The sequence below is a fragment of the Microbacterium sp. Yaish 1 genome, assembly GCF_002245215.1.
GTDB lineage: Bacteria > Actinomycetota > Actinomycetes > Actinomycetales > Microbacteriaceae > Microbacterium.
This window is the reverse complement of the sequence record NZ_NPMR01000001.1, coordinates 1,257,950-1,274,537: the sequence shown is the minus strand read 5'-3', so window position 1 is coordinate 1,274,537 and position 16,588 is coordinate 1,257,950. Positions and strand designations below refer to the sequence as shown.

Here is a 16,588-nt window from a genome sequence, read left to right as displayed (position 1 = left end):
CGCCGTTAGCCGCGACCGGTCACCCGTCGACGTCGAGATAGACGGCGTCGGGATGCTGCTGCGGGATGCGGTCGAGGGCATCGAGGTGCCCGCGGACGGTGTCGAGCTCGGCGCGCAGCTGCCGCGACCGGTCAGCCTGTGCGCGCAGGACCGCCCGCGCCCGGTCCTCGAGATGCGCGGGGAGCGGGCCGAGCCCGGCGGGCGGATCCCAGGGGAGGGCGCCGACGGGGTCGCCCGTCAGCTCCGCTTCGAGCCCGTCGAGCAGGTCGGCCCAGGTCACGCGGGCGCCGCTTCTGCCGCGCCGTGCCACGCGTCGCGCAGGGGCGCGATGAGGTCGCGGCACTCGCGGGTGCGCTCGGCGTCGCGCCCGATGTTGGCCCCGATGAGCGTTCGGGTGATGTAGTCGTAGACGGCCCGGAGCGACGCCGACCCGCTCCAGCTGTCGTCGAGTGAGCCGGTGAGCTCGACGAGGATCCGCTGCGCGTGCTGCAGCTGGTCGTTGGCCGTCTGCCAGTCTCCCGATCGCTGCGCCGCCTCGCCGCGTTCGACGTCGAGCAGCAGCCGGTCGAACAGGAGGGTGACCAGCCGCGACGGGCTGGCCGAGAGGATCGTCTCTTCGCGGTAGCGCTGCTGGGCGCGGAGGGCGGCGTTCACTTCTTCGCCGCTCCCGACAGGGCCGACAGCTGCGACTCGAGGTACGACGACTGGGTCTGCAGCCGCGAGAGCATCGTCTCCATGGCGGCGTACGTACGCTCGAGGGTCGCACGCCGCTGCTCGAGCCGGAGGTCCCAGCGCGTCAGCTGCTCGCCGAGCATCTTCACCTCGGACTCCTGTCCCGTGATGCGGGCGGTGAGCAGCCCCTCGTACTTGTCGGAGTAGCGCTCCGCGACGTCCTGCACGCGGGCGGCGACACCGGCGAAGACCTGCTGCACGCCGGCGGGGTCGTCGGCCAGGGCCTTCGTGAAGACCTCTTCGTCGAAGGTCAGCGCGCCCCACCGGTCGACGCTCAGGCCCATGGTCGAGGGGGCGATCCCGTCGAGGGGCAGCTGCACGGCGCCGGTGAGCGCCTGGTGGAGTGCGCGCACCGTGCTGTCACCCGTGAACACGCCCAGGGTCGTCTGCTGGCCGGGGGTCGTGGCGGCGGTCGCGGTGGACCCGCGGGCGATACCCGCCAGGAGCGTGGCGATCTGCGTGACGAAAGCCTTCGCGGCGGCCGCGCTGCCCGCCGCGTCCGCCGACACGGTCACCGAGACCGGGGTGGCCGACGCACGGGTCACCGTGACGTCGACGCCGGCGAACAGCGACGTGAAGGTGTTGCTCGCCGAGGTCACGCCCTGCTCCGCGGCGGTTCCCGCCCACAGCCGCACGCGCGCATCCGCGCCGGTCGTCACGATCGCCGACCCGGGCTCGGTGGCGAGGTCGGTCGCCGTGCCCGCCGCGACGGATGCGGCGTCGCCGCGGAACACCTGGAACGCGTTCTCCGCGCCCGTCTCGGTCGCGGTGATCTGCAGGCGCCAGAGCGCTCGGCCGTCGGCGTCGACGCCCGCCGACACCGCAGACGCGGTGATGCCGGTCCCGGTCGCGCTCAGCGCGTGCGCGATGTCGGCCGCGGCGCCCGACGTCGGTCGGACCTCGATCGGCTCGCCGTCGGTGCCGAGGACCGTGAAGACGAGCGGGTCGTCCGACGCGGAGCCGAAGGGCCCCGTGACGACGCTGTGGGCCGTTGCGACGCGGTCCACGACGACATCGGCCCGCAGGACCGGTGCGCCGGCGGATGCCGTCACCGTCACGCTGTCGTCCGAGCTGGTCGCCGTCCGCTGCAGGAGCGCCGTCGGGCCGGCGGCATCCTTCGCCTTCGTCGCCAGCGACTGCAGCGACGCGTTGAGCGCCTGCAGCTGGGCGATGACCGCTTTGCGGTCGTCGGACTTCGCGCTGAGGATCGTGCGCGGAAGGCGCTCGACGTTCATGAGCGCGTCGATGATGGCCTTGGTGTCGAGTTTCGAGGCGAGGCCGTCGATCGAGATCGCCATGTGCCCGTCCTGTCGTTCGTCGGTGCGGTCGCGTACGCGCCGTCCGTTCGCTCTATCGACCGTGGGGGCGGGATGGTTAGCCGGCGCGTTGCGTCAGAGTGCGACGGATGCCGCCGGCGCCACGCCGCGGCCGCTGCGGGGAAGCATCGCGGTGATGCGGGCGAAGTACGCCTCGCGGGTCTCGACCGAGACCCGCGAGATCGGTTCGGCCTGCTCTTCGGCGGCGAACCGCTCGAGGGCGTCGCGGAGCAGCCGGATGGCCTCGGCGCGCTGCTGCGAGACCGCGGAGTGCGAGACGCCCAACTCGGCCGCGATCTCCTTGACGGGCCGCTCGTCGACGTAGACGGCCTGGACGATGGCCCTCATGCGCTCCGGCAGAGCCGCCACGGCGCGCTCGAGGACGTCGCGGCGCTCGCGCAGCACGGCGGCCTCGTCGGGGAGGACCATCGGGCTCGGCACCTCGAGCGCCGTCGCGTCGTCGATGCTCGTGACCGTGCGCGCGGCGTCGTCGAGGGCTTCGACGACGGCGGCACGGGGCAGGCCCATCGTGGCCGCGATCTCGTCGACGCCGGCGACGCGGCCGAGGCGAGCGGTCAGGGTGTCGCGCACGGCCGTGGTCTCCTTGATGCGCTTGCGGATGCCGCGCGAGGCCCAGTCCATCGAGCGCATCTCGTCGGCGAACGCGCCGAGGATGCGCCGACGTGCGTACGCGCCGAAGGGGACGCCGAGGGCGGGGTCGAACGCGTCGGCCGCCGTCACGAGTGCCAGGGCACCGACCGACGCCAGCTCCTCGAGGGGCACGTGCGTCGCCCGCGAGTGCAGATCCCGCGCCAGATAGCCCACGAGGGGCAGGTTCTCTTCGATGAGTCGATTGCGTTCCGCGTGACCGAGGATGTGCAAGGGGGGCCTCTTTCGTGGCGTGCACCCGCTCCCGCGGCCCGAATTCGCGGAAGCCGTCACGCCGGCTGAGGCCATCATAAGCAAAATGAGAAAGATCTCATACGGAATCCTGAGCAGATGTAACGGGATCGACTCATCGGCCGATAGACGAGGATGATCGCTTCAGAACGGTTCGTCGGAAGAGCGAGTCGTTCGATGCGGTCCATGGGGGGCTGCTCAGGTAAGGGGGACACCTTGGGAGCTAACGAACTGTCGATGCAGCTGTGGCGCGAACGCGAGCTGCTCGAGATGCTGATCTTCAAGCTCGAGGAGCAGCGCCTGCTGCTCGAGGCCGGGAACACGCGCTGGATCCATCTCGCGTCGCGCGAGATCGAGCGCGTCCTCGAGGAGCTGCGCGAGTCGGGTCTCGGCCGCGACGTCGAGGTCGCCGCCGTGGCCCGCGAGTGGGGCGTGCCCGAGGCCGCCACGCTGTCGGAGCTGCTCGACTCGGCCCCGACCGGCACGTGGCGCGACGTCTTCGCCGAGCACCGCGCCGCGCTCACCGAACGCATGGCCGAGGTCTCGCAGCTCAAAGAGGCGAACGAGACGCACCTGCGCGCCGCCAGCCGCGCAGTGGACGAGACGCTCGCCGGACTCGAGTCCGGCACAGGCGAGTACACCACGGGCGGTGGGCGGGTCCGCGAGGACACCGCGCGCATCGTCGACCGGGAGATGTGAGGACGCAGATGTCGACATTCAGCGGGTTGGGGACGGCCGCGAGCGCGCTCGCCGCGGCGCGGCGCGGCATGGACCTCGCGGGACAGAACGTCGCCAACCAGCTGACCCCCGGCTACACGCGGCAGCGGCTCGAGACCTCGGCGGTCGCGCCGCCCGCGGGTGCGACCCGGTTCGGTCCGATCGCCGGCCAGGGCGTCTCCGTCGACGGCATCGCGCGACTGGGCGATGCCGTGCTCGACGCGCGCGTTCGCGACACGCTGGCGGCATCCGGGTACTGGTCCGCTCGTGCGCAGGCCGCGGTGCGCGCCGAGGCCTCGCTCGCCGAACCGGGCAAGAACGGTCTGGCCGACCAGCTCTCGCAGCTGTGGACCGCGTGGCAGGACCTGTCGAACGCTCCCGACTCCACCGCGGCGGCCGCCGCGGTCGTGACGCGCGGCGAGACCCTCGTGGCGCGCATCGCCGACGGGTACCGCTCGGTCGCCGAGCAGTGGTCGTCGGCGCGCGACGCCGCCGAGCTGACGGTCGATCAGATCAACGCCGCCGCCGCCGAGATCGCCGAGCTCAACGCCGGGATCCGCGAGGTCGGCGTCGCGGGCGGCTCAGCCAACGAGCTCATCGACCGGCGCAACCTGCTCGCGCAGACCGTCTCGCGACTCTCCGGCGCCGTCGGCACGGTCGAGTCCGACGGCACCCTCACCCTGCGGGTCGACGGGAACGCCCTCGTCTCGGGCACGCGAGCCCGTGAGCTCGAGGTCACCGGTCCCCGCTCCATCGGCGCGGACGAGCCGGTCGTGCTCGCCTGGCGTGAGCCCGGTGCTCCGCCCGTCGGGGTCTCCAGCGGCGAGCTGGCCGGCACCCTGTCGGTGCTCGCGCCCGCCGACTCCGGCGGAGTGCTGGCGGGGCTCGCGGCGTCGTACAACGACCTCGCGGCATCCCTCGCCACGACGGTGAACGCGCAGCACCGGCTCGGGGCGACGGCGTCGGGCGCCGCGGGAGGAGACTTCTTCGCCCTCGCGGCCGACACGCCCGCCGCGCTCGGACTGAGCGTCGTGCCCCGCGGCCGCGACGACCTGGCGATCGCCGCTCCCGGCTCCGGCGCTCTCGACGGCGGCAATGCCGACGCGCTGTCGGGCATCGGGAAGCGGACCGACGGACCCGACGCGCTGTGGAGCGATGTCGTCTCGCGTCTCGCGGTCGCCACCGCCGCCGAATCGGGACGCGCCGCGCGCGCCGAGACGACGGCGGTCGCCGCGGCGGCCGCGCAGCAGTCGGTCGCGGGCGTCGACAACGATGAGGAGACCATGAGCCTGCTGACCTATCAGACCGCCTACCAGGCGGCGGCGCGCGTGCTCACCGCCGTCGACGAGGCCCTCGACATCCTCATCAACCGCACCGGCCTCGTCGGCCGCTGACACCCGGAGCGCCATGATCAGCCGAGTCACATCGCAGACGCTCGCGCAGTCCGCCCTGCGGAACCTGCAGTCGGGCCTGAACGACCTCTCTCGCCTGCAGAACCAGGCGACCTCGCAGCGGGCGTTCGCCGCTCCGTCCGACGACCCGGCCGCCGCGTCGGCCGCGCTCGACCTCCACGCGGCCCAGCACCGCAACGCCCAGTACGCGCGCAACATCGGCGACGGCCTCACCTGGGTGACGACCGTCGACAACGCCATCTCGGCCTCGACGTCACTGCTCGGGCGTGCGCGCGACCTCACCCTGCGCGGCGCGAACTCGGGGGCGCTCGACGCCAACGCGCGCGAGGCGATCGCGCTCGAGCTCGAGACCATCGCCGATGAGCTCTTCGCCCAGGCGAACACGACGCTGCTCGGGCGCTCGGTCTTCGCCGGCACTACGGAGGGCAGCGCCTTCGCCGCCGACTTCACGTTCGCGGGGGTGCCGGGCAGCGAGGTGCGCCGACGCGTCGCCGATGGCGAGACGGTGCGCGTCGACGCGAGCGGCGCGGAGGTGTTCGGCTCGGGCGAGGACTCGGTCTTCGCCCTCATCGGATCGATCGTCGCCGATCTGCGGGGCGGAGCGGACGTCCGCGGGCGCATCGACCAGATCGACGACCGCATGAACGCGATGCTGGGGGTGCAGGGCACGGTGGGGGCGAGGCAGAATCAGATCATGCGAGCCAAAGACGCGGCGGCCGACGCGACGGTGTCCCTCGAGGCGCAGCGCGCGGCGGTCGAGGACATCGACACGGTCGAGGTGCTCGTCGCTCTGAAGTCGCAGGAGCTCGTCTACCAGTCCGCCCTGGCCGTCACCGCCCGGGTGATGCAGCCGACGCTGATGGACTTCCTCCGATGAGTGCGCTCGCGTTCGTGGCCCCGCCGCCCGGCCTGTCTCCGCACACGGCGTTCACCCTCGACGAGGTGGCGGGCGGCGGAGGCCTCTATACGCTGACGGCGGCCGACGATCCCGGGGTCCGGCTGTTCGCCGTCGACCCGGGTGCCGTCGTCGATGACTACGCGCCGACGCTCTCCGACGCGCACGTCGCCGACCTGGGACTGACCGAGGCGGCGGATGCCCGTGTGCTCGTGGTGGCGCGGATGACCGACGAGGGCATCGGCGTGAATCTCCTGGCGCCCGTCGTGATCAACCGGCGCACCGGTGTCGCGGCCCAGGTCATCCTCGAGGGGCAGGACCTGCCCGTCCGTGCTCTGCTGAGCTGAGCCCGGGCCGGCTTCAGGCCACCGCGCGCGCCGGGGCGGCGTGCGGGAGCGGCGACGCCGACCCGGCGGCATCCGCGTCGATCGCCGCGAGGTAGCGCGGCTTGTGGCCCGTGCGGATCCCGGTCGCGCTCGGCTTGTTCTCGTAGACGCCCGCCGCCCAGTTGCCCTCGACGAGCACCGGTCCGGTCGGCGAGACCGCGATGTCCCAGCCGACGTAGCGCACCTGCGGCACGACGCGCGCGAGCCGGTCGACGAACTCGAGGACCTCGTCGAACATCGGCAGGCGGAAGTCGGCGATGCGGATGCCGCTGTCGGGATGCGTCGGGTACACGCGGTCGTTCGAGTCGTAGCCGTCGCCCGTCGCTCGACCGGTCTCGTCGAGCATCGCGTAGAAGCCGCCGAAGGCGTTCTGGTCGCTGACGGCTCCCCGGCCGAACTTCTGGGCCATCGCGAGCACGTGCGTCCGCTCGCCGTCGAAGTACGTCGTCACGCGCGTCGTGTTGACGGTGCCGGCGCAGAGGGCGGCGAGCTCGTCGTGCTGGCGGATGACCTCTTCGATGAGCGTCTCGCCGCGGTCGAGCAGTCCGCGGTGGAACCGCGACCAGTCGGTGACGTCGCGGGCGAGGTAGCGGTGCACGCCGAGTCCCGCGCGTCCCATCGGCTCCTTCGTGACGATCGTGCCGTGGCGCAGCGCGAAGGCGCGCACGTCGTCGGCGTTGTCGTCGGTCACGACCATCCACTCGCGCTGCAGGTGCGGGGCGAACGTGCCGTTGAAGGCGATCTTGTCGTGGAAGAGGTGCCGGTACGCCGGATCGTCGAACCGCACCGCGAGGCGGTGCGAGACGGGGCTGGTCATGTAGGTCGCGCGCTCGGCGCGGGTGAGCATCGCGAAGTCGTAGTCGATGTAGTCCTGGAACCCGACGCCTCGCACGCCGGCCTGCCAGAGCATGTCGACGACGACGCCGAGCGTGCTGCGACCGTGCCGCCGGCCCGCACGTCGCGCGCGGGCGACGAGGCTGCTCGGGTTCACGCGTCGCGCCCGCTCCCACAGGAAGGGGAGTCCGGGCGTCAGGGTTCGGGGGGATGTCATCGGGTTCCTCGTCAGTTCTCTCAGGCGCGTTCCCGCGGTGCGCCCGCGACGGCGATGGGCCCTGCGTCGGGCGGCGCAGGACCCACCGTCGCGAGGCTTACCGGAGCAGCTGGAGCACGCCCTGGTTGGCCTGGTTCGCCTGCGCGAGCATGGCGGTGCCCGCCTGCGACAGGATGTTCGCCGCGGTGTACTTGACCATCTCGGCCGCCATGTCGGTGTCGCGGATGCGGCTGTTGGCCGCCGACAGGTTCTCCGCCGACACGTTCAGGCTGTTGATGGCCGACTCGAAGCGGTTCTGCGACGCACCGAGGCTCGACCGGGCGGTCGAGATCGCGTTGATCGCGGCGTCGATCGTGTCGACCGTGCCGCGTGCGGCCGCGTTGTCGGTGATCACGAAGCCGGCGCCGACGGCGGTGCCGTCTGCGGAGGCGAGCGTGCCGACGGCGGTCGCGACATCGGCCAGGTCGATCGTGATCGCGTCGTTGTCGGTGCCGCCCGCGCCGACCTGGAACGTCAGCTCCCCGCCCTTGAGCAGGTCGATGCCGTTGAAGTTGGTCGACTCGGCGATACGGCGCAGCTCGAGGCTGAGCTCACCGGCCTCCTTGGTGATGGCGGCGCGCGAGTTGTCGTTGTTCGAGCCGTTGCCGCCCTGGACAGCCAGGTCGCGCATGCGCTGGAGGATCGAGTGGACCTCCGTCAGGGCGCCTTCCGCGGTCTGGATGACCGAGATGCCGTCCTGAGCGTTGCGCGAAGCCACGTTGAGCCCGTTGACCTGAGACTTCAGGCCTTCCGAGATCGCGAGGCCGGCGGCGTCGTCCGCGGCGCGGTTGATGCGCAGACCGCTCGAGAGCTTCTCGAGCGACTTCGACACATCGTTCTGCGTGCTGGACAGGTTGCGGTAGGCGTTGAGCGCGCCCACGTTGGTGGCGATCTGCATTCCCATGGTTCATTCCTCCGTGATTGGGATGAGCGGGAGCCCGTCCTGGGCTCCCGGAGTCCGTCCGTGGACTCCTGGATGCCTCTATCGACCGCTCATCGTCATCGGTTAGGCGGGTACGCTGACCCGGTGAGCCTGCTCGAGATCCGTGGTGCCGCGCTGCGGCGTTCCGGGCGTGAGCTGTGGAGCGGACTCGACCTCACCGTCGAGCCGGGTGAGCTCATCGCGGTGCTCGGCCCGAGCGGTTCGGGCAAGACGACGCTGCTGCGCGCGATCCTCGGGCTCGAGCGGTTGAGTGAGGGATCGATCACGGCGCTCGGCCGGCCCGTCAAGCACAAGGGCAACCGGTCGATCGGCTACCTGCCGCAGGCGCGCCCGCTGCCGCGCGACACCGCGCTGCGCGCCCGCGACCTCATCGCCCTCGGCGTCGACGGGCACCGCTTCGGTCTTCCGCTGCCGCGCAGGCGCGACCGCGAGCGCGTCGACCGCCTGCTCGACGGTGTGGGGGCGACGGCGTTCGCCGACCGCCCGGTCGGCGTGCTGTCGGGCGGCGAGCAGCAGCGCCTGCGCGTGGGACAGGCCCTCGCCGACGATCCGCAGCTGCTGCTGTGCGACGAGCCGCTGACGAGCCTCGATCTGGCGAACCAGCAGGCCGTCGTCGGGCTCATCGACCAGCATCGGCGCTCCGGCGCCGGGGTGCTGCTGGTGACGCACGACATCAACCCCGTGCTCGGCAAGGTCGACCGCATCCTCTACATCGCGAACGGCCGTTTCACGCTCGGCACCCCGAAGGAGGTGCTGACCTCGCCCGTCCTCACCGACCTGTACGGCGCCCCGGTCTTCGTGCTGCGCGCGGGCGACCGACTGGTCGTCGTCGGCGCCCCGGACGCCGACGCCTCGCACCACCACCACGACCACGGAGACCACGCATGAACTGGGCCGACGTCTGGGAGGCGATGTTCGGCGGGCTCCCCGTCTACGGCGACATCCTCGCGCTCGTGCAGAACTCCGTGTGGGCGGGAGCCGTCCTCGGGCTCGTGGGCGGGCTCATCGGCGTCTTCGTGCTGCAGCGCGACATGGCCTTCGCCGTCCACGGCATCAGCGAGCTCTCCTTCGCGGGAGCCGCCGCCGCGCTGCTGATCGGCGTCGATGTCGTGACGGGATCGATCGTCGGGTCGATGATCGCCGCGGCTCTCATCGGGTGGCTCGGCTCTCGGGCGCGCGACCGCAACTCGATCATCGGGGTGCTCATGCCGTTCGGCCTCGGCCTCGGCATCCTCTTCCTCTCCCTCTACGACGGCCGCAGCGCCAACCGCTTCAGCCTGCTGACCGGTCAGATCGTGTCGGTGCAGTCGGGCCAGCTCGGATGGCTCATCGCCATCGGAGCGTTCGTGCTCATCGCCCTCCTGCTGATCTGGCGCCCCCTGCGCTTCGACTCGCTCGACCCGCAGTCCGCCGCGGCGCGCGGCGTGCCCACCGTCGCGGTGTCGCTCGGGTTCATGCTGCTGCTCGGTCTCATCGTCGCCGTCGCCGTCCACATCATCGGTGCGCTGCTCGTGATGGCGCTGCTCGTCACACCCGCCGCCGCGGCCGTGCGGGTCGCGACCGGGCCGCTCGCGGTGCCGCTGCTGGCGGCCCTGTTCGGCGTGGTGTCGGCCGTCGGCGGCATCCTGCTGGCGGTTGCCGGAACGCTGCCGGTGAGCCCCTACATCACCACGATCTCGTTCACGATCTACCTGGTGTGCCGCATCGTCGGCGCCCGCCGAGGCCGGGTCCTGCGCACCCAGCCGATGCCGAGGCGCGCCGAGTAGACTCGCCGCCATGGCTCAGCGGAACACCTGGCAGCGCGAGCGCGTGCGCACGGCGCTGTCCGATGCCCGCGGGTTCGTCTCGGCCCAGGACCTCCACGCGTCGCTGCGCGACGACAACACCGGCATCGGGTTGGCGACGGTCTACCGTGCCCTCGCGACCCTGGCCGCCTCCGGTGAGGCCGACCAGCTGCAGAGCCCCGACGGTGAGGCCATCTACCGCGCCTGCTCGAGCGACGGCCATCACCACCACCTGATCTGCCGATCGTGCGGCCTCACGGTCGAGATCCAGGCGTCGGATGTCGAGGAGTGGGCGCACCGCACCGCTGCCGCCAACGGCTTCACGCAGGCTGAGCACATCGTCGACATCTTCGGCGTCTGCGCCGCGTGCTCCGCGGCCCGAGCCGATGAGAAGCGTGGCGGGGCCTAAGACCGCACGGCTCGCGCCCTCTCCCGCGACGCGTTCGGCCGTCGCGCTCGGGATCGGCGCGGCCGTCGTCGCTGTTCTCGTCGCGGTAGCCGCGCTCACCCCCGGGCCGTCCCTGCCGACGCGGGCTCAGGACGGGGTCACGCTCGGGCTCAGCGTTCTCATCGAGTCGTTGCCCTTCGTGCTGCTCGGCGTCGTGCTGTCGATCGTCGTGCAGGTGTGGGTGCCGCCGGGAGTGATCGAACGCTGGATGCCGCGGCGCGCCTGGGCCCGCCGCGCCGTGCTGTCGCTGCTGGGGATGCTCATCCCGGTCTGCGAGTGCGGCAACCTGCCGTTCGCGCGGGGCCTCATGATCCGCGGGTTCTCGGTTCCCGAGACGATGACCTTCCTCATCGCGGCCCCGATCGTGAACCCCATCGTCATCATCACGACCCACCAGGCGTTCGGGTTCGACGACGGCATCCTCATCGCCCGGCTGCTCGGCGGATACGCCGTCGCGAACCTCATCGGCTGGCTGTACTCGCGGCATCCCGATCCCGACGGCCTGCTGACCGATCGGTTCCTGGCGGCGTGCGAGCTCGCCGCCGAGGACCCGGGCGGCAAGGGGCGCCGGAGCCTCGCGCAGTTCGTCGTCGAGCTCCGAGCCGTCATGCCCGCCCTCGTCCTCGGTTCGGCGATCGCCGGCGCCGTGCAGGTGCTGGTGCCGCGCGACACGCTGCTCGCGATCGGGTCGAACCCGGCCCTGTCGATCCTCGCGATGATCCTGCTCGCGATGATCGTGTCGATCTGCTCCAACGTCGACTCGTTCTTCGCTCTGTCGTTCGCGTCGACCTTCACCCCCGGGTCGATCGTGGCATTCCTGCTCGTCGGCCCGCTCGTCGACGTGAAGATGCTCGCGCTCATGCGCACGACGTTCCGCTCCCGCGTGCTCGTCGGGCTCGTCGTGATCGTCGTGCTGTTCGCGATCGCGGTCGGAGGGATGGTGAATCTCTTTGCCTAAGTCATCGGCCCTCCTGACCCGCCTGTTCGGAGTCGGGCTCGCCGCCGCCCTCGCCGCCATCACCGTCACCCTCGCCGTCACGGGCCGGATCGGGCTCTACATCAACCCGGAGTCGGCCTGGTTCGCCGTCGGGATGTCGGTGCTCGGGCTCGTCGGGACCGTCATCAGCTTCGCGCTGCCGCTCGGCGCCGAGGCCGATCACGGACACGACCACGGCGAGCTGCACGGTCACGGCCGCGCGCACAGTCACGAGCACGAGCACGAGCACGAGCACGAGCACGAGCACGAGCACGCTCATGCTCACGCTGCCGCCGCGCACGAGCATGAGAACGCCGACCACGATCGGCCTCACGCGGCTCCGGCCGCGCCCCCGGACGCGCTGCCGACCGCGGTGTCGACCGCAGCGCCGACCTCCCGTCGCGCCGCCCGTGCCGCGGCCCTCTCCGGCGACACCACCGCCCTCTCCGGCGACACCGCCGCGCCCGGTGCCGCCGTCGCGCCGGTGCGTCCGCGCCCCGATTGGCGTCTCGTGCTGGGCTCCGCGGCGGCGGGGACCGGCGGGCTGCTTGCGACGGGTATCGTCGCGGTGGCTCTCGTGACGCCGCCCGCGACCCTGTCGGCCGAGCTCGCGATGTCGCGTGACACCGGCACGCCGCCGCTGTTCCAGGGCGCCGACACGGTCGCCCTCGCGACGACGGGTGACACGTCGTCGTTCGGTGTCGGCGAGTGGGCGAGCGTCTTCGCGACGGCGACCAATCCGGAGGCCTTCGAGGGCGACGAGATCAGCCTGACCGGTTTCGTGACGCCGTCGAGCTCGGGGGGCTTCGGGCTGACCCGGCTCGTCATCACCCACTGCGTCATCGACGCTCAGCCCGCGAGCATCCCGATCGGGGAGTCCTCCGACATCCCCGCGACGGGGGAGTGGGTGACCGTCACCGGCGTCATCCGTGATCGCGACGGCACCCTCGTCGTCGAGGCGACCGGGGTGCAGACCGTCGACGAGCCCGAGGACCCCTATGAGTACTGACGGGACGGCCCGGACCTCGCGGCGCGGGCAGACGCGCGAGCGTCGATCGCGACGGTTCGTCGTCGCGATGGTCGCGGTCGTGGGTGCTCTCGCCCTCGTCGGCGGCACCAGCGCCGTGCTGACGACGGTGCAGGGGCCGCGTGCGACGTCGACGAGCGTCGACCCGCGGGCCGGGATCGAATCGGCGGGATCGCGGCTGATCGTGACGACGACGCAGTCGCTCGAGGAGATCGATCCCGCGCAGGTGCACATCGAGCCGGCCGCGGACTTCACCGTCGATACGTCGGGGCGGCAGATCGGCATCCGGTTCACTCTGCCGCTGCGTGACGCGACGGACTACACCGTGCGGATCGACGGCGTCCAGGGCCTGGGCGGGGGGCCGGCGGCCACGATCGAGGAGTCGTTCTCGACGCCGGCGCTGGAGACCTACATCCTGCAGCGCGGCGGCGCCGAGGACACCATCTTCCGCACGGGGCTCGACGGCGAGGACGCGGAACCCGTGTTCGCGGATCCGCACATCGAGGACTTCCGGGCGACATCGACCCATCTCGCCATCGTCACCGCCGACGACGAGGGCGTGTCGACGCTCATCGTCACCGACCGCGACGGTCAGGGTGCGCGCGAGCTCGCCCTGCCCGGACGTGGCTTCGTCACCAACCTGCAGACCGCCGATCGCGGCGATCTGATCGGCTACACGTATACCGACGCGGGAATCGGTTCGGCGGGTGGTCTCGAGAGCGCGTTGTTCACGGCGTCGCTCACCGATGCCAGCGCCGATGACGAGCCGGCGCAGCTGCAGTTCGCCGGCGGAGACGCGCGTGTCGACGACTGGCGGTTCGTGCCGGGGACGGATGCCGTGCTCCTGCTCGGCTTCGACGGTGCCCTGACGCTCGTCTCCGCCGCCGGCGGCGAACCCGTCTCGCTCGGCAACGCGATCACGATCGACGGTATCGCCCGCGGGTCGACGGAAGCCATCGTCCAGCGCGCCACCGGCCTCGTCGCGATCGATCTCGCGACGGCGGAGGAGCGGCCGTTGAGCGCCGCGGATGCCGCGGCCGGCGAGACCCAGTCGGTCACGGCGCTGCCCGGCAACGCCGACGAGACACTGCGCGTGCTCTCGCGGCTCGACGGGTTCACCGTGCTGTCGACGTCGGCAGCGGTCGTGGGCGCCGACGGTGCGACGCGTGACGTGTTCACGGTCGCCCCGGCGGATCTGCTGCTGCACACGTGCGTGTCGCCGAGCAGCCGGTACGCCGCCTTCCTCATCGCGCCCGACGCGGTCTCGAACCCGTACGACGCGTATGCGCTGCCGCTGCCCGAACGCGTGCAGACCCACATCGTCGACCTCGGCACCGGCGAGGAGGTGTCGGCGCTCAAGGGGTTCGACATCTCGTGGTGCCAGAGTGCGCCGCGGCCATGAGCATCGGCGGTGGCGTCGTGCCGCCCGGTTTCCATCCGGCCACGCGTGAGGAGCTCGTGCACCTTCCGGTGAAGGTCGCGCCCCGGCTGCTGGGCGGCCTGCTCGAGGTCGTGGTCGACGGGGCGCGGGTCGTCGCTCGGCTGACCGAGGTCGAGGCGTATCACGGCCGTGACACGGGCGACCTGCCCGACCCCGGGTCGCACGCGCGCATGGGCCAGACCGCGCGCAACGCCACGATGTGGGGCGAGCCCGGGCACCTCTACGTCTACCTCAGTCACGGCATCCATTCCTGTGTCAACGTCGTCTGCGGTCCGGCGGGAGTCGCGGGCGGTGTGCTGCTGCGCGCGGCGGAGATCGTCGAGGGCGCGGATGTCGCGCACGGGCGGCGTGCCGCGGCGCGGACCCACCGCGATCTGGCCCGCGGGCCCGGACGGCTCGGCGAGGCCCTCGGCCTCCGGCATCCGGCGCACGACGGCATCGATGCCGTCGTGCCGGTCGAGCGGGCCGGGGCCGTAGCTCGCCTGCTGCTCCGGGACGTCCCGGAACCCGACGTCCTGACCGGCCCGCGAGTGGGGGTTGCGGGAGTCGCGGGGACCGAGGCGTTCCCGTGGCGGTTCTGGATCGCCGGTGACCCGACGGTCTCGCCTTTCCGGTGGGGCCGCGGTGCGGCCGAGGCAGCGTTGCGCGGCCGCTGACACTTGACCGTGCCGCGTGACGGCGGGCCGGAGTCTCGCTGAAGCTGCGTTGCGCGCCGCTGACGCTCGACCGCGCCGCGTGACGGCGGGTCGAAGTCTCGCCGACGCTGCGTTGCGCGGTCGCTGCCGTTCGACCGCGCTGCGTGACTTCGGGCCGGATACCTGCCGACGCGGCACACAGCCGATGCCCTTGGTCGCGGCGCGGGCGCGGCGGAAGTCCCCTGGCGGGGCGGAAGTCCCCTGGCGCGGCGGAAGTGCCCTGGCGCGGTCGGATTCCCCGGCGCGTGCGGGAGCACCCTGACGCGTCCGGCGCGACGCAAAGGGAAACCGTCAGAACGGCGGGGCTGCCCCCGGTGGCGTGCCGGGGCCACCTGGCGACCGGGATGGCGGGCCAGAGCGGGAGGGCGATTTCTCGTCGTCGGCTGGATCGGGTGGAACCGTCAGAGTGAAGACGACGAGGGGCGGTGGTGCGTCTTCGCGATAGATCCGTCCGGTGGGTGAGGTCCATACGAGCCGGCCGCCGGGGAGTTGTCGTACCTGCCATCGGGTGTGGTGTTTGACGTCGTGGTGTCTTTTGCAGAGGTTCGCGAGGTTGCACACGTGGGTGACCCCGCCGTCGGATGCGGCGATGGTGTGGTCGAGTTCGCAGCGGATGGCGGGTTGTCGGCATCCGGGGAACCGGCAGTGCCGGTCCCGCGCCCGCAGTAGCCTGATCATCGCGCTCGTGGGCCGGTAGCTGTCGCATTCGAGCACCGTCCCGGTGACGGGGTGGGTGAGCAGCCGGTCCCACGAGGTCGCGTTGCCGGCGAGCTCGCGGGCGGTGGCGGCGTCGATGGGGGAGCGCCCGGCTAGATCGGCGGGCCCGTCGTCTTGCCCCATGAGCGTGAGCGCGGAGACGGCGACCTGGACGTGCGCGCGGATCGCCCCGAGTGTCCCGTTCCCGTCGCCCGTGGCGGTCGGGTCGAGGGTGGGCGTCCCGGCGAGGAGGAGGTCGCTGAACACGTCGGCGCGGACTTGGTCGATCGTTCGGGCATCGTCGACGAACGAGGACACGTCGCCGTGGGTGGGGTCGACCATCCCGTCGGCGCCGGCCGCGTCCGGGTTGAACAGGGCGTCAGCTCTCCCCGCGTCGGTACTCGCGGCGGCATCGCCCCCGGCGCCCGCCCCTGCGCTCGCAGCGTCAGCCTGTGCCCGTGCGTTGATGATCTCCCGCGCCTGCCGCGTGAGCCGGTCGACGATCCCGTCGGCGATGACGGTCGGCAGCGTCGCGATGAGATCCGACATCCCATCCGAACTGGGCTGCACCCGCACGCACCGTCCCGCGGCGGCTTCCTCGTGCCGCTCGGTGAACGTCCGCGGGTGCATGCGCTCCGCGATCATCCGCAACGCCTCCAGCACCCGGTTGGGCCTTTCGCCCTCGCACCGTTCGACCGCGACCCGTTCGAACTCCGCCCGATCCGCCACGGGCACGAGGCACCCGACCTCCTGGATGACCCGCACGTGGCCGCGGACGATGCGCCCGGCCTCCCACGCCGCCATCGTCACCGGGTAGTTCTCGACCAGATCGCGGGCTTCATCTATCCGGCGCTGCAGCGTCCGGTCGGTCGTGACGAACACTCCGGCGAGCTCGGCGGCGATCCCGCGCAACGCCATCTCCCGCGCCTTGACCTTCTCCGACGCCCCGGCAGCCTGCTTCTCGGCGAGAACCCCCGCCGCGGCGAGCACCCGAACCTCACGAATCTGACCGGCCCGAACGACATCCGCCGCCCCCTCGGCATCCGCGACGAGCGCCGCGAGGACGTCGACGTCACCGTCGCTGCCCATCCCGCTACCGAGCCCGTCATTCGAATGCATGTTCTAATGTT

At 71.9% G+C, this 16,588-nt stretch carries 18 protein-coding genes; 11 read left to right on the top strand and 7 right to left on the bottom strand.

The features are described from left to right. Positions 1-19 precede the first annotated feature (19 nt). The 4 genes from CI089_RS06020 to CI089_RS06005 form a co-directional block, all read right to left on the bottom strand. Positions 20-280 carry a hypothetical protein gene (locus CI089_RS06020; RefSeq protein ID WP_094260676.1) on the bottom strand — a complete coding sequence of 87 codons (261 nt, stop codon included), beginning with the start codon at positions 278-280 and terminating at the stop codon, positions 20-22. Continuing rightward, the gene (gene fliS / locus CI089_RS06015; protein ID WP_094260675.1) at positions 277-654 is read right to left on the bottom strand and encodes a flagellar export chaperone FliS; all 378 of its coding nucleotides are present in this window, start codon (positions 652-654) and stop codon (positions 277-279) included. The genes CI089_RS06020 and fliS overlap by 4 nt, the downstream gene beginning before the upstream one ends. Then, positions 651-2,030 carry a flagellar filament capping protein FliD gene (gene fliD / locus CI089_RS06010; RefSeq protein ID WP_094260674.1) on the bottom strand — a complete coding sequence of 460 codons (1,380 nt, stop codon included), beginning with the start codon at positions 2,028-2,030 and terminating at the stop codon, positions 651-653. Before fliD ends, fliS begins: the two co-directional genes overlap by 4 nt. Positions 2,031-2,123: 93 nt before the next feature. Beyond that, the gene (locus tag CI089_RS06005) at positions 2,124-2,924 is read right to left on the bottom strand and encodes a sigma-70 family RNA polymerase sigma factor (protein WP_094261264.1); all 801 of its coding nucleotides are present in this window, start codon (positions 2,922-2,924) and stop codon (positions 2,124-2,126) included. Positions 2,925-3,164: 240 nt separating this feature from the next. Between CI089_RS06005 and flgN the strand changes: the two genes are divergently transcribed. The 4 genes from flgN to CI089_RS05985 are packed head-to-tail and all read left to right on the top strand — an operon-like array spanning position 3,165 to position 6,319. Then, positions 3,165-3,647: a flagellar export chaperone FlgN gene (gene flgN / locus CI089_RS06000; protein ID WP_036304750.1), complete on the top strand. Its 483-nt coding sequence runs from the start codon at positions 3,165-3,167 to the stop codon at positions 3,645-3,647. Positions 3,648-3,655: 8 nt separating this feature from the next. Continuing rightward, positions 3,656-5,059: a flagellar hook-associated protein FlgK gene (gene flgK / locus CI089_RS05995; RefSeq protein WP_094260673.1), complete on the top strand. Its 1,404-nt coding sequence runs from the start codon at positions 3,656-3,658 to the stop codon at positions 5,057-5,059. Between the two features lie 13 nt (positions 5,060-5,072). Beyond that, positions 5,073-5,954, top strand: a complete 882-nt coding sequence (locus CI089_RS05990; protein WP_094260672.1) for a flagellin N-terminal helical domain-containing protein — start codon at positions 5,073-5,075, stop codon at positions 5,952-5,954. Beyond that, on the top strand, positions 5,951-6,319 hold the full coding sequence (locus CI089_RS05985; protein ID WP_094260671.1) for a flagellar assembly protein FliW: 369 nt from the start codon (positions 5,951-5,953) through the stop codon (positions 6,317-6,319). Before CI089_RS05990 ends, CI089_RS05985 begins: the two co-directional genes overlap by 4 nt. A 13-nt stretch (positions 6,320-6,332) precedes the next feature. On the opposite strand, the gene CI089_RS05980 is transcribed toward CI089_RS05985, so the two are convergent. Both CI089_RS05980 and CI089_RS05975 read right to left on the bottom strand, forming a co-directional pair. Beyond that, positions 6,333-7,409 carry a sugar-transfer associated ATP-grasp domain-containing protein gene (locus CI089_RS05980; protein WP_094260670.1) on the bottom strand — a complete coding sequence of 359 codons (1,077 nt, stop codon included), beginning with the start codon at positions 7,407-7,409 and terminating at the stop codon, positions 6,333-6,335. 97 nt (positions 7,410-7,506) lie between these two features. Further along, a complete protein-coding gene (locus tag CI089_RS05975) occupies positions 7,507-8,352 on the bottom strand; it encodes a flagellin N-terminal helical domain-containing protein (RefSeq protein WP_218823018.1) in 846 nt (281 codons plus the stop codon). 72 nt (positions 8,353-8,424) lie between these two features. Here CI089_RS05975 and CI089_RS05970 point away from each other — a divergent pair, with 72 nt between their 5' ends. The 7 genes from CI089_RS05970 to CI089_RS05940 are packed head-to-tail and all read left to right on the top strand — an operon-like array spanning position 8,425 to position 14,723. Beyond that, positions 8,425-9,279: a metal ABC transporter ATP-binding protein gene (locus tag CI089_RS05970; RefSeq protein ID WP_052007849.1), complete on the top strand. Its 855-nt coding sequence runs from the start codon at positions 8,425-8,427 to the stop codon at positions 9,277-9,279. Beyond that, positions 9,276-10,157 (top strand): metal ABC transporter permease, encoded by an 882-nt coding sequence (locus CI089_RS05965; protein ID WP_094260668.1) that lies wholly within the window; start codon positions 9,276-9,278, stop codon positions 10,155-10,157. Before CI089_RS05970 ends, CI089_RS05965 begins: the two co-directional genes overlap by 4 nt. A gap of 10 nt (positions 10,158-10,167) precedes the next feature. Next, a complete protein-coding gene (locus CI089_RS05960; protein ID WP_023953689.1) occupies positions 10,168-10,584 on the top strand; it encodes a Fur family transcriptional regulator in 417 nt (138 codons plus the stop codon). Beyond that, positions 10,562-11,581: a permease gene (locus CI089_RS05955; RefSeq protein ID WP_036304751.1), complete on the top strand. Its 1,020-nt coding sequence runs from the start codon at positions 10,562-10,564 to the stop codon at positions 11,579-11,581. Before CI089_RS05960 ends, CI089_RS05955 begins: the two co-directional genes overlap by 23 nt. Beyond that, the gene (locus CI089_RS05950) at positions 11,574-12,608 is read left to right on the top strand and encodes a TIGR03943 family putative permease subunit (RefSeq protein WP_094260667.1); all 1,035 of its coding nucleotides are present in this window, start codon (positions 11,574-11,576) and stop codon (positions 12,606-12,608) included. The genes CI089_RS05955 and CI089_RS05950 overlap by 8 nt, the downstream gene beginning before the upstream one ends. Next, positions 12,598-14,028, top strand: a complete 1,431-nt coding sequence (locus CI089_RS05945) for a hypothetical protein (RefSeq protein WP_094260666.1) — start codon at positions 12,598-12,600, stop codon at positions 14,026-14,028. Before CI089_RS05950 ends, CI089_RS05945 begins: the two co-directional genes overlap by 11 nt. Next, positions 14,025-14,723 (top strand): DNA-3-methyladenine glycosylase, encoded by a 699-nt coding sequence (locus CI089_RS05940; protein WP_094261263.1) that lies wholly within the window; start codon positions 14,025-14,027, stop codon positions 14,721-14,723. The genes CI089_RS05945 and CI089_RS05940 overlap by 4 nt, the downstream gene beginning before the upstream one ends. 330 nt (positions 14,724-15,053) lie before the next feature. On the opposite strand, the gene CI089_RS05935 is transcribed toward CI089_RS05940, so the two are convergent. Next, a complete protein-coding gene (locus tag CI089_RS05935; protein ID WP_256977546.1) occupies positions 15,054-16,577 on the bottom strand; it encodes an HNH endonuclease signature motif containing protein in 1,524 nt (507 codons plus the stop codon). Positions 16,578-16,588: the final 11 nt, after the last annotated feature.